This window comes from Chryseobacterium capnotolerans (genome assembly GCF_021278965.1).
GTDB lineage: Bacteria > Bacteroidota > Bacteroidia > Flavobacteriales > Weeksellaceae > Chryseobacterium > Chryseobacterium capnotolerans.
The window spans coordinates 3,599,238-3,611,545 of record NZ_CP065589.1 but is presented as its reverse complement, the minus strand read 5'-3'; the positions used below and the strand labels follow the sequence as shown (position 1 = coordinate 3,611,545).

General features: G+C 35.5%; 10 protein-coding genes and 7 tRNA genes. 8 read left to right on the top strand and 9 right to left on the bottom strand.

The window, feature by feature from the left end:
* The first annotated feature begins 146 nt into the window (after window positions 1-146).
* Both H5J24_RS17360 and H5J24_RS17355 read left to right on the top strand, forming a co-directional pair.
* Window positions 147-800 carry a Crp/Fnr family transcriptional regulator gene (locus H5J24_RS17360; RefSeq protein ID WP_228407590.1) on the top strand — a complete coding sequence of 218 codons (654 nt, stop codon included), beginning with the start codon at window positions 147-149 and terminating at the stop codon, window positions 798-800.
* Between the two features lie 54 nt (window positions 801-854).
* Entirely contained in the window at window positions 855-1,538 is a 684-nt protein-coding gene (locus tag H5J24_RS17355) for an MBL fold metallo-hydrolase (protein WP_068941559.1), read from the top strand.
* Between the two features lie 203 nt (window positions 1,539-1,741).
* On the opposite strand, the gene H5J24_RS17350 is transcribed toward H5J24_RS17355, so the two are convergent.
* The 4 genes from H5J24_RS17350 to H5J24_RS17335 all read right to left on the bottom strand — a co-directional run bounded on the left by H5J24_RS17350 (window position 1,742) and on the right by H5J24_RS17335 (window position 2,170).
* Window positions 1,742-1,815, bottom strand: a tRNA-Arg gene (locus tag H5J24_RS17350).
* 13 nt (window positions 1,816-1,828) lie between these two features.
* Window positions 1,829-1,903 (bottom strand) — tRNA-Pro (locus H5J24_RS17345).
* Between the two features lie 105 nt (window positions 1,904-2,008).
* Window positions 2,009-2,082: transfer RNA gene (locus H5J24_RS17340), tRNA-Arg, on the bottom strand.
* Between the two features lie 13 nt (window positions 2,083-2,095).
* Window positions 2,096-2,170 (bottom strand) — tRNA-Pro (locus H5J24_RS17335).
* A 572-nt stretch (window positions 2,171-2,742) separates the two neighbouring features.
* Between H5J24_RS17335 and H5J24_RS17330 the strand changes: the two genes are divergently transcribed.
* Together H5J24_RS17330 and H5J24_RS17325 are read left to right on the top strand one after the other, a co-directional pair.
* Window positions 2,743-3,267 (top strand): thermonuclease family protein, encoded by a 525-nt coding sequence (locus H5J24_RS17330; protein WP_068941561.1) that lies wholly within the window; start codon window positions 2,743-2,745, stop codon window positions 3,265-3,267.
* Between the two features lie 150 nt (window positions 3,268-3,417).
* Entirely contained in the window at window positions 3,418-4,749 is a 1,332-nt protein-coding gene (locus tag H5J24_RS17325) for a hypothetical protein (RefSeq protein WP_232815724.1), read from the top strand.
* 36 nt (window positions 4,750-4,785) lie between these two features.
* Here the strand turns inward: H5J24_RS17325 and H5J24_RS17320 are convergent.
* From H5J24_RS17320 to H5J24_RS17310, 3 genes are all read right to left on the bottom strand, one after another.
* Window positions 4,786-4,859, bottom strand: a tRNA-Arg gene (locus H5J24_RS17320).
* 43 nt (window positions 4,860-4,902) lie between these two features.
* Window positions 4,903-4,977, bottom strand: a tRNA-Pro gene (locus H5J24_RS17315).
* Window positions 4,978-4,991: 14 nt separating this feature from the next.
* A tRNA-Ser gene (locus H5J24_RS17310) sits at window positions 4,992-5,076 on the bottom strand.
* Between the two features lie 136 nt (window positions 5,077-5,212).
* Between H5J24_RS17310 and H5J24_RS17305 the strand changes: the two genes are divergently transcribed.
* From H5J24_RS17305 to H5J24_RS17290, 4 genes are all read left to right on the top strand, one after another.
* Window positions 5,213-6,238 (top strand): N-acetylmuramoyl-L-alanine amidase, encoded by a 1,026-nt coding sequence (locus H5J24_RS17305; protein WP_068941566.1) that lies wholly within the window; start codon window positions 5,213-5,215, stop codon window positions 6,236-6,238.
* Window positions 6,239-6,310: 72 nt separating this feature from the next.
* Entirely contained in the window at window positions 6,311-7,711 is a 1,401-nt protein-coding gene (aspA, locus tag H5J24_RS17300) for an aspartate ammonia-lyase (protein WP_068941568.1), read from the top strand.
* Window positions 7,712-7,783: 72 nt separating this feature from the next.
* Window positions 7,784-8,638 carry a glycosyltransferase family 2 protein gene (locus tag H5J24_RS17295; RefSeq protein WP_068941570.1) on the top strand — a complete coding sequence of 285 codons (855 nt, stop codon included), beginning with the start codon at window positions 7,784-7,786 and terminating at the stop codon, window positions 8,636-8,638.
* Window positions 8,639-8,745: 107 nt separating this feature from the next.
* Window positions 8,746-9,792, top strand: a complete 1,047-nt coding sequence (locus H5J24_RS17290) for a hypothetical protein (RefSeq protein ID WP_068941572.1) — start codon at window positions 8,746-8,748, stop codon at window positions 9,790-9,792.
* 37 nt (window positions 9,793-9,829) lie between these two features.
* Here H5J24_RS17290 and H5J24_RS17285 read toward each other — a convergent pair whose 3' ends face one another.
* A complete protein-coding gene (locus H5J24_RS17285) occupies window positions 9,830-11,308 on the bottom strand; it encodes a lipopolysaccharide biosynthesis protein (RefSeq protein ID WP_068941574.1) in 1,479 nt (492 codons plus the stop codon).
* 9 nt (window positions 11,309-11,317) lie between these two features.
* Window positions 11,318-12,112 (bottom strand): FkbM family methyltransferase, encoded by a 795-nt coding sequence (locus tag H5J24_RS17280; protein ID WP_068941576.1) that lies wholly within the window; start codon window positions 12,110-12,112, stop codon window positions 11,318-11,320.
* Window positions 12,113-12,308 lie beyond the last annotated feature (196 nt).

The following is a 12,308-nucleotide window of genomic DNA, read 5'->3' as shown; positions in this document are numbered from 1 at the left end:
AAAGTCAAAGCAAAGGCACAGCTTGCGATAATGAACTTAAAATTTTTCATTGAATTAAAATAGAGAAAACAAAATTATAACAATTTGATTGGTGTGACAACTATTTCTCATGTTTGCTTTTTTAGAAGGTATAATAATCATTAGATTTGGATACTGGATTTATCTATGATCCATTGATGATTAAAAGAAATAAAAAAAATAAAAATTGCGAAATGACTGATATATTTGAAAATTATCTATCCTCAACCGAAGGATTATCAGCAGAAGAAATTAACTTTTCTGCGCAGTTCTTTAAGCCTATCCACCTAAAAAAGGGGGATTTTTTTATTCAAGAGGATGAACCTTGTCGTTATATAGGATTTATAGCTGGTGGAGCAGTAAAAGCATATGCTATCGATAAAGAAGGAAATGAAAATATAACCTGCTTCAAGTTTGAAAATGAATTTGTAACCTCATTTCAGGAGTTTGTGAAGCAGGAAAAGTCCAGAAGGTGTATCAGGGCTATAGAAGATAGTATAGTCTATAGAATAAATTTCCCAGATTATCAACATCTACTGGATAAGGTGGCTGCATGGAATGAAGTTATAAAATTGGTGATGGAAAAGGAGTATATTCAAAAAGAACTTTATCTGCTGAATTACAATAATAGGTCGGCTGTAGATAAATACCGTCATGTCCTTTCAGTTGAACCAATACTTGTCCAGCGTGTAACAACACAGGATCTGGCATCGTATTTAGGGATCACACAACGATCACTTACACGGGCGAAGGGACAAATCCATAAACCTAAGGTGTTATAGGACAAATGTCCTTATGCCGTCCTGATCGGTGCTGTAGATTTGCACAAAAAAACTATGTTACGTCAAATTGCTCCTGAAGTATTTCAGATTCCACTGATGCCGCGAAACAGTATCAATAGCTATATTATCGAAGGTGTACTGGTTGACTCCGGAATAAGGAGTTCATATACTACTATAAAGAAAGTTCTTCAGAAAATCCCCGTTTATCAACATGTGCTGACGCATGCTCATGCAGATCACCAAGGGTGCAGTGATCAGATATGCGTGGAGTTCGACATTCCTTTACGCTGTCATCCCAACGAAGTTTTTAGGACCGAAACAGGTATGGTAACCCAAGACTATCCAATCCCGGAACATTGGGTAGCAATGCTTCAGCAAAAGTATTGGGCAGGGCAGGGACATAAAGTTGACAGGACAATTGCGGAAAATGATAGAATCGGAAATTTTTGGGTAATAGAAACTCCCGGACATTCGGCTGGTCATATCTCTTTATTTCGTGAGCGGGATGGAGTGCTGATTATCGGAGATGTGGCAACCAATATGAATATTCTTACTACAGTAACAGGCCTGAGGCTTCCTCCGAATATGTTTACTTCGGATCAGAAGTGCAATATCAAATCGCTCAAGAAGCTGGCAGAGCTTAATCCTTCCGTTATTTGTTTCGGTCACGGACCAGTATTGCAAAATACAGATCGGAAGTTTGAAAGATTTGTAGCTAAATGCAGTGATATTGTTTAAAAAAAGACCTTGGAGTAATTATGCTTAAAAAAAGAAACATTTCATACTTTTCTTGAACTATAGACTTTATGACCGCAGAAGGATTCGAACCTTTGACCATCCCGATTAAAAAATCGGGATGCTCTATCCTTGTTAATTTAAGTTTTAAAATTAAGAGGATGTATAAAAACAAAAAACCTCATCATAAAATGATGAGGTCTTTGTGAGCGCGAAAGGATTCGAACCTTTGACCGTCTGCTTAGAAGGCAGATGCTCTATCCAGCTGAGCTACGCACCCTTAATTAAAAAAGTCGGGGCGGCAGGATTCGAACCTGCGACCTCCTGGTCCCAAACCAGGCGCGATGACCGGACTACGCTACGCCCCGATAAGGTCATCTTTAATGAATTTTACTTCATTGTTTTAATTGAAAAAAGCAAAATGCTTTCAGGAATTAAAATTAATAAACCCACATCAATTATGAGTCTTTTTGTGAGCGCGAAAGGATTCGAACCTTTGACCGTCTGCTTAGAAGGCAGATGCTCTATCCAGCTGAGCTACGCACCCTTAATTAAAAAAGTCGGGGCGGCAGGATTCGAACCTGCGACCTCCTGGTCCCAAACCAGGCGCGATGACCGGACTACGCTACGCCCCGATTAAAGGTCATCATTAACGAATATTACTTCGTTTTTGCGGTTGCAAAGGTACAATACTTTTTGAAATAAAAAAATAAATTTCAGGATAATTTTTAATTAAATTTCTGAAAAACTTTTTTGTTAACTTTACTTTATTCATAACCATTGATTTAGGTTGTCAGAGGAATTTTATGTTTTTTTTTCACCGTTATGACTTGTCCATAAATTTTATTATTATAATTTAAAAAAAATAGTATTATGAAAACTCAGGACTTTTATAAAATATATCTTCCCGCTCTGGAAAAAGCACTTCAAAATGATGACATCAATGAAGGGTTTTATGTGTCTCGTCCTGAAAAAGGTTGACTAAAAAATGCTAAAACTAGCCATCCTTATGAAATTGAAAAAAGAATTTGAAAAATAAATAAAAGTTTATGATGATCAGCATTATTAATGTTTGGTGATGGTGTAATGGTTTGTATCTGAATCTGTCAATGGAAACCTTAATTAAGAAAGATTTAAAGTTTTATTTTCACCCTCCATTAGTCTCCTCCAGCTTCCTTTATTTCTCCTGAATACCTATATTTGCCACATGAAACGATTAATGTTGATGAGCTTGCTTTTCCCGGCACTTCTATTTTCACAAACAAGCGGAAAAGTAATCAAAATCTCAGATGGAGATACCATAACTGTACTTTTAAAAGGCAATACACAAAAGAAACTTAGATTGGCTGAAGTAGATTGCCCGGAAAGTGGTCAGGCTTTCGGGAAAAATGCCAAGCAATTCACCTCTGCGCAGGTGTTTGGGAAGATAGTTACCTTTAAAGAGACCAGTACGGATCGTTATGGACGCTCTATTGCCAAAATTTATTATGATAATGATAAATACCTTTCGAAAGAAGTAATAAAGGCAGGAATGGGATGGTGGTATTTTTCTTACTCCAAAGATGATTCTTTAGGGAAATTGCAGGAAAAGGCTCAACAAAAGAAGATTGGGCTTTGGCAGGATGTAAAAGCCTTTGCTCCTTGGGAATACAGAAAAATGAAACGGGAGCAATCGAAAAATAAAAAGATACAAGCTGCTAAAACCCAATCAAAAATAAAAGAAACAGTTTAAAATAGAAATGACCTTGGAAATTATTCTGAGGCTTTTTTATGCCCTATAAAATAGCTGAACTGAACACAAATCTAATTTATTATATTTGTGACACAGATACTTATAATACTTAATAGAGTGGGGTGATCTGTACAATTGAAAAATTAAACCATGAGACAGACTGCTATTTTTATCATATCGTTCTTTTTTTGTATACAAAGTTTTGCGGGGCAGGTAAAGACGATTTCTATTGATAGTATTTCAACTTTTTATAATGAATTTAAAACAGAGTCTGAAAAGAATATAGAACTTTGGAATAAGGATCTCTATGGCCCAATCCTTTTAATTGATCCAAAGACAAGAGAGATTTTTGCCAATGAATCTGATGCCAATGATGTTTTAAAATCAGATGGAAGTGTCTATACAGGAGTTTTACCTGATAAGATTAATATTGCGAATACCGCTGTAGACTGGAATGGGAAACGATGGGCGATGATTATGCTTCCGCTTCCTAAAAATAAATATAGCAGAATTGGTTTGCTGGCCCATGAATCTTTTCATCGTATACAGCCATCATTAGGTTTTGAATTAAACAATGTTGAAAACAATCACCTGGATCAGAAGGAAGGTAGAATTTATCTTCGTTTAGAACTTGAAGCCTTGAAAAAAGCAGTACAATCTGTTTCAAAAAAAGAATTACAGGAACACCTTATGAATGCAGTTACTTTCAGGAAATACAGACATAGCATTTATGATGGTTCTAAAGGCAGTGAAAATCTTTTGGAACTTAATGAAGGAATGGCGGAATTTACCGGAATGATAGTGAGTGGTAGAAATAAAACACAGACAGCTGCTTTTTTAGTAGAAGGGATTAGTGATTTTTTTAAGAATGCAACATTTGTACGATCATTTGCTTACCACACAGTGCCTGTTTATGGGTATTTACTTTATAATAAAGATAAAAGCTGGAATAAAAAAATTACGGAAAAAACCGATTTGACGGATTATTTTAGTAAAGCATTCAATATTAAAATCTCTTCTGATTTAAAAAGTATGGTAATCAGATTAACTGATCATTACAACGGTTCAATAATCATTGAAGAAGAAACAAAAAGAGAAGAAAAAAACAAAAAACTTCTTGCTGAATATAAATCCAAATTTATTGACCAGCCTCATCTTGAAATAAAATTCGAAAAGATGAATGTCTCTTTTGATCCAAGAAATATAGTACCGATTGAAGATAAAGGAACCGTTTATCCTAATATCAGAGTCACAGATCAATGGGGAATTCTGACTGTTGAAAATGGAGCATTGATGAGTTCAAACTGGGATAAGATTTCAATTTCTAATCCTATAAAGATAGAAGAGAGAAAAATATCAGGTGATGGCTGGATTCTGGAATTGACTGAGAGATATAGCATCGAGAAAAATGAAGCAAATGCTAACTTTATGCTGGTAAAAAGAAAGATCTTCAGAAGAAATAAAATAAACCATAATCCATAAACAAAAAACCTCACCATAAAAATGATGAGGTTTTTGTGAGCGCGAAAGGATTCGAACCTTTGACCGTCTGCTTAGAAGGCAGATGCTCTATCCAGCTGAGCTACGCACCCTTAGAAGTTGATTCTCGCTTTGTAATAAGCGCATTAAAAAAAGTCGGGGCGGCAGGATTCGAACCTGCGACCTCCTGGTCCCAAACCAGGCGCGATGACCGGACTACGCTACGCCCCGAATATATAAGAGAGCGGAGGGTAAGGGATTCGAACCCTTGCGACACTTTCGCGTCGACAGTTTAGCAAACTGCTCCGTTAACCACTCCGGCAACCCTCCTTTTTGTTTATTTTTTAATGATCGTTGTTCCGTTATTGCGAGTGCAAATATAGAACAGATTTCTTTATTTACCAAATAAAATTCAAGAAAATTTTAACGTATTTTTGAGGTAATAAATTGATAAAAAACCAAACTGATGCGTAAGACATTATATATCATCGGCTTAAGTGCTTTTGTTTTTTCATGTGCTCCTCAAAAAAATATGAAAAAAAATACGTACCAACCGAAAACTCTCGTGGTACAGCCAAAACCTGTAGCTAAAACTCAAACATCGGAAGCTCCAAAACCAAAAGTAGTAAGTGATCATGGAGTAGACTTTTTTACTACTAATATAGCAGACCCTGCAAAAAATGATAATACGGCAAGTTATGGTTCTATTGTATCTGCAAAACCTGCAGGATATAAAGTGGTGAAAACATATTTCCCTGCCATGGCACAGAATTTCAGACAGCGTTATTTGATCATGCATTATACTGTGCTTCCTGATGACAAGTCTATTACTGTTCTTACTCAGCCTGGAGTAAGTGCTCATTATCTGGTAAATAATACAGGAGATAATGAAATCTATCAATTAGTAGATGAAAATAAGAGATCATATCATGCAGGAGTAAGTTCATGGAGGGCAGATAAAAACCTTAATGATACTTCTATAGGAATTGAAATTGTAAATCCGGGCTTCACTACAGATGCTGCAGGCAAAAGAGTTTTCGTTCCTTTCAGTGATGCACAAATAAGAAAAGTAGCAGCGCTGGCAAAAGATATTGTTACAAGATACCAGATCCCGGCAACCAATGTTATTGGCCATGCAGATATTGCCCCTACAAGAAAGCAGGATCCGGGGCCAATGTTTCCATGGAAAAAATTATATGATGAATACCAGATAGGAATGTGGTATGATGAAGCCGCAAAACAAAATTACTTCGATCTTGCACAAACAGAGCTTCCTGCTAAATATAGCGATACAGTCTTTATTTTCTCTATACAGACAGCATTGCAAAAATTTGGTTATGGAATAGAATTGAGCGGAAAATGGGATGATGCTACTAAAAAAACAATTGAAGCTTTCCAGTATCATTTCCGTCCACAAAATTATGACGGAATTATGGATGCCGAAACATGGGCTATACTGCAAGCTTTAAACTTAAAATATTCAGTAAAATAATTCAAATTAAAGCGCATCGGATCGATGCGTTTTTGTTATCTTTAAACGATCAAAAACAGTAAAATATCTGTAATGGAAAATTTCAGAAAAGAAAGTGATCTATTAGGCGAATTGAACGTGCCTTTAGACGCTTATTATGGAGTGCAGACGCAAAGAGCCATCAACAACTTCAAAATCTCAGGACAGCTTTTGTCTTCATATCCGGATTTTATTAAAGGACTGGCTTTCGTAAAAAAAGCAGCCGCAAAGACCAATTATGAATTAGGACTTCTTGATGAAAACCTATATTTCAAGATAGCAGAAGCATGTGATGAGATTGTAGCAGGAAAATATCATGACCAGTTTCCGGTAGATATGATCCAGGGCGGTGCAGGAACTTCAATCAACATGAATGCGAATGAAGTGATTGCGAATATCGTATTGGAAAAATTAGGAAAAAACAAAGGCGAATACGAATTTTGTTCACCCAATGATCATATCAACCTTTCACAATCAACTAACGATGCTTATCCTACAGCTATTAAAATGGGACTGTTACAGATGAATATCGGATTGGTAGAAAGACTGGAGAAGATCATAGCTGCTTTCCGTGCCAAAGGACAAGAGTTTCATGATGTGATCAAAATGGGACGTACTCAGCTTCAGGATGCTGTTCCTATGACCCTAGGACAGGAATTTGAGGCATATGCTGCTACCCTGGAAGAAGATATTTCTAAACTGAACAATAATGCAAGTCTTTTTGTAGAAGTAAATATGGGAGCTACAGCCATTGGAACAGGTTTAAATGCTCCGGTTGGATATGCTACGCTTTGTGCTAAAAACTTAGCTCAGATTACAGGATTCCCGATTGTTTCAGCACCTGACTTGGTGGAAGCTACTCCCGATACCGGATCTTATGTGATCTATTCTTCGGCAACGAAGCGTCTTGCTGTAAAATTATCAAAGATCTGTAATGATTTAAGATTACTTTCATCAGGGCCAAGAGCAGGACTTTTTGAAATCAATCTTCCGCCAATGCAGCCGGGATCATCCATTATGCCTGGTAAAGTAAATCCTGTTATCCCGGAAGTGGTTAACCAGGTTTGCTTTAAAGTATTTGGAAATGATTTAACAGTTACTTTTGCCGCAGAAGCAGGACAGTTACAGCTTAATGTAATGGAACCGGTACTTTCTCATGCGATCATGGAAAATATCAATTTCCTTTGCAATGCATTAGATACTCTTCGTGATAAGTGTGTAGTAGGAATTACTGCCAACAAAGAAGTATGTCTGAACATGGTAAAACACAGCATCGGAATTGTAACAGCATTAAACCCTTATATCGGTTACAAACAATCTACACAGATTGCAAAAGAAGCTTTAGAGACAGGAAAAAGTGTATATAATCTTGTTTTAGAGAAAGGAATTCTTTCTCAGGAAAAACTGGATGAAATCCTTGATCCGAAAAACATGCTGAAGCCACACAATAAATAATATAAAACAATAAGTGATAAATGGTGTTTGTCATCATTTATCACTTATCATTCATCATCTATAAATTACTCCGTGAGGTTTTTAATTATTATTCCTGCCCATAACGAAGAGCAGAACCTCTCATTCACTCTGGATTCTTTACAGCAGCAAAGTAGTAAGGATTTTAAAGTGGTAGTCGTTAATGACGGTTCCATAGACAGTACGCCTGACGTTATCAGGAAATATACAGCTGCTGATTCTCGTTTTGAAACCATTAATCTTCAAAAATCTGAACATCAGCCAGGTTCAAAGGTGGTTCATGCCTTTAAAAATGGCTTGCAAACACAATCAACAGATGAATTTGATATCATTTGTAAGTTCGATGCCGATATTATTCTCCCTGAAAACTATCTGGAAATCGTAGAAAAAGCTTTCATTAATAATCCTGACTATGGATTGGTAGGAGGTTTACTCTATGTAGAGAAAGAAGGGAACTGGGTCTATGAAGGAAATTCCAATAAACATCATGTAAGAGGACCTATGAAAGCGTACCGGAAAGAATGTTTTATTCAGATGGGAGGCTTAAGGGAAACATTAGGATGGGACAATATAGATTCTATTTTGTTAGAACATTTAGGGTGGAAAGAAATAGTCCTGCCTGAACTTCATGTAAGGCTTATTAAAGTAAAAGGAGCTGATTATACTATAAGGCCGGCAGATTATTATGGCCGTTATTTTTATTTTCTAGGATTAAACAGATTCCTGGCTTATATTGCCTCTTCAAAGGAAGCAATGAAAAGCAAATCTCCATCATTTTTCTTTGATATTGTGAAATCCTATGAAAATTGTAAGTCAAAAAAATTAGAACTTAAAATTTCAAAGAAAGAACAAAAAGCAGTCAATGATCAGCGCTGGAGAATGCTGAAGAAGAAATGGTTGAAAATGTAACGGTATAAACTCAATAAATATCAATAGGAATGGGCTTTAACCCATTTGCAAGGAAAAAATAAAAATTCAATTGGCTTTGCCAAAACCTAAAATACCCCAATCAGTTAGTGAAAAAAATAGCTTACATAGAAATAGATACCCATGCAGAAATAGCACAGGCTTTCATGAATATCATGGAAGGATCCCAACATTTCAGTGTAGATTATTATTTTTCAAAAAAAATAAAAGATCAGATCACTGAGACCAGGTCAGGTATTTTTCTGTCTGATAGCTCTATGATTTTAGATCAGCTGAAGGCTAAAGAATATGATCTTGTGATTATTGGAACTGTTCATCGTTTTTTCAATACGTTTTTAGCAATAACAAAGAAATACAACACGGCTGTCATTACACACAATCTCAATTTTACCCAAGCATCAAGGTTTGATTTAATAAAAAGTGTGTTCAAAGGAGATTTCATTTACAGATTAAAGCTGTGGTGGAAAGAAGGATTATTGTATGCTGGTAAAGTATATCAACAATCAAAATCACTGGTAGTATTGGATGAAGCATTGATTTCCGACAGATATCAGTTCCTGCCTCTTTTTTATGCCAGAAACTTTGATAAAACAGAAAATAAATGCCTGACAGTTGTTATTCCTGGTGGAGTTTCTCAGAAGAGGAGAGATTATACCCATATTTTTGAAGCCATTCAGAAGATAAAAACAGGTCAAAAATGTGAATTTATATTCCTTGGGAAAGCAAAGGATCATGAATTGAAAAAGCTGGAACATTTGTCTTCTAATTTACCGGAGAATATTACGGTAACCTATTTTTCAGAAAGGGTTTCTGCGGAGGATTTTGAGAAATGGATGCAGAAGGCAGATATACTCTGGTGTCCCATTCAGCAAGAGTCTGAATTTTTCAGCCTAAAAGAAATATATGGCAAAACCAAGATGACGGGAAATCTGGGAGACGCAATTGCCTATGGAAAACTCGCCGTTTTTCCAGATAATTATCCATCAAATTTGGGTTTCATTTTCCCTGAAAAAGAAAACATCTTTGAACAGCTGAATGTACTTGCCAATACCCATTTTGATTTTCAAAAAAGTTATAGCAGGGCAGAGGTTCAAAAAAGATTAGAACAATTATTGAACGGTCTTATTGCAGGGTAAAAGCAGGTGTTGTTCTATTGCCTTGATCTTCTAAATCTTATTTAAACTTAAAAATACTCTTAATAAACTTCATATTCAGATAATCCTCTATCGGAAAGATCTTTGTGAAATAATTTCCAATATAGATTAATGCTAAAACTACAGCCGGTTTATAAACCAGATTGATAAAATTGCTGTTGAAATTAGGAAGAACAATAGCTACAGTAATAGCCAATGTACAGATAATTGAAACGAAGATCATCTCAATGGTTAATGGTGAAACTTTGAATACAATATAATTAAATGCAATTTTAATGATATTGTAGATCGTGAGTGAAATTGCAGTCGATAAGGCAATACCGATCAGTTTCAGATCAGTGTTTTTAATGAAATAATAGTTCAGTCCGATTGTTAATCCAGCTAATAAAAGCATAACCAGAATGTTGAATCTGTAATATTTTGAAAGTGAAATAATATTACCATTAAACCCAGTTGCGAGATCAATTAAAACTGCAGAGCCCCAGATCCAGATTACAGGTTCATATTCTCTAAGCATAGTTCCGTTTTTGGGCATAAATTCTGTAAGATAAGGGAACCCTACCATAATGCATGAAAATAAAACAGCTCCTAGAAAATAGAGTGATAGAGAAGTTTTCTTATGGAATCGGTCTAATTCTTCCATATCTCCGTCAGCAAGCGTTTTATTGATGATAGGCGCAGAAATATTAAATAATCCCAATTGAGGAATAGAGATCAGTGAAATTAAGGCGTATAAAACAGAGTAGATTCCTACCTCTTCCATTCCCATAAATTCTCCGATCATAAAGCTGTTGATGGCCAGGTAATTTCCAAAAGTTCCTAAAAAACCAAAGAAGCTATAGTTGAAAAATTCTTTCCAGAAACCATTCTTTTTAAAATAGTCCGTATTAAAATCCAGTTGGATCTTTTCCAGTTTATTGCTGTAATAAATATATCCAAAAAGCATTAAAGCGAAGGTTCCGAAGAAGAATGCAAAGGCAATTTTCTGGGACAAAGCAAAATAATAGAATAAGCAAAAGGCCCCCAGATTGGCAATTTTAGGAAGCAGATTGTCAAAAATATTAGAAACAACAATCCTTTTGTAATTGGAGGTGTATTTGTTGAAAATAGCACAAAATGAAAGGATTAGAATTAAGGGGAGAATCATTTCCTTGATCTTCCAGGCTTCTGAATGTCTGAACTTAGGATAGAAAAACGGAAGTATAAAAAATACCACAGTGAAAATAAGGAAATTGATAAAAACGGTAAGCAATGACAGAGACAGCATGTTCTGTTTTTTACCATCTTTTTCTACCTTGTGAAAAAACTTTACATTGGAATAGGAGATTCCCAGAACTACAAAAGGAACCAGCATTTCAGCAGTAGGAAGAATGTAGCGGAGTTTTCCATAAAATTCAAAGTCATTGGGAAAAATAAAAATTGCAGAAACTGTGCCCAGCAAAAAACCAATATAGCCGATAATGGAATATTTGAAGCCTTGTCTCGCTACTACACTCATAAAGTTGTTTTAAGGGTTTTTAGGTATAAAAATAATATTGTTGATGTACTGAGTTTTATTTTTTTCGTCGTTTGTATTTTGTAATAGAATATCTTCTGTAAGGCTTTCTAAGGTAAAGCTGTTCCTGTTCAGGTACTTTACTTCATATCCCCAGTTTTTCACTTCAGAGATTTCATTCCATATGGGTGTTTGGTGATGCCTTTGTTCCATCTCAACCATTAAGGTAGGCATAAACTGTTTGATGGTTTCTTTAGCTCCCGAAAGAGTCTTTATTTCATTGCCTTCAACATCTATTTTAATAAAATCAAGTCTGCTGAAATGTTCTATGGCTGCCCATTCGTCTAGCTTGATAACCTTAACCTTCTCAGTATAGCTTTTCTCTTCGCCTTTTTCTTTGTAAGAAGTATTTAAAGTACCGCGGGAAGCAATGGTTTTCCCGTTGATAATAGGAACTTTGAATTCCGCTATCGTATTTTCGTCAGAAAGTGCCAATGGAAGTACCCGCATCCTTGGAAACAGTCTTTTTAACCTGATGTAAAGCTTTTTATTAGGCTCAAAAGCATAAATATGCTCATGATTCAGCTTATTTTCCAATTGATATAGGAAAGTTCCTACATTGGCACCAATATCCAATATCACAGCGTTTTTAGGAAGGTATTCTTTGATCCATACCAGTTCCGGTTCTACATTGCGTTCCGAAAAATTATCTTTATTAAGATTGTTTAGGGTCTTAAAATATCTTTTTTTATAAAAATCCGGACTTATATATTGTAGCTTTTCTGCAATTTTTTGGTATAAAGACATCCTTGGCTTTTTGACGAACAGCAAAGATAAGCAAAAATGTAAAACTTTTCTTAAAAAATGTTAAATATAATAGGTTGATTTTCAATTGGTAGACTTTGTAGTCTGTTTTATAAGAAGCTGAATCATAATGAATTTTAAATTTGTCACAGAAACGCCTTGTAGGATAGAATGTTGTAAGGCTGTCAGGTGTTTCTCT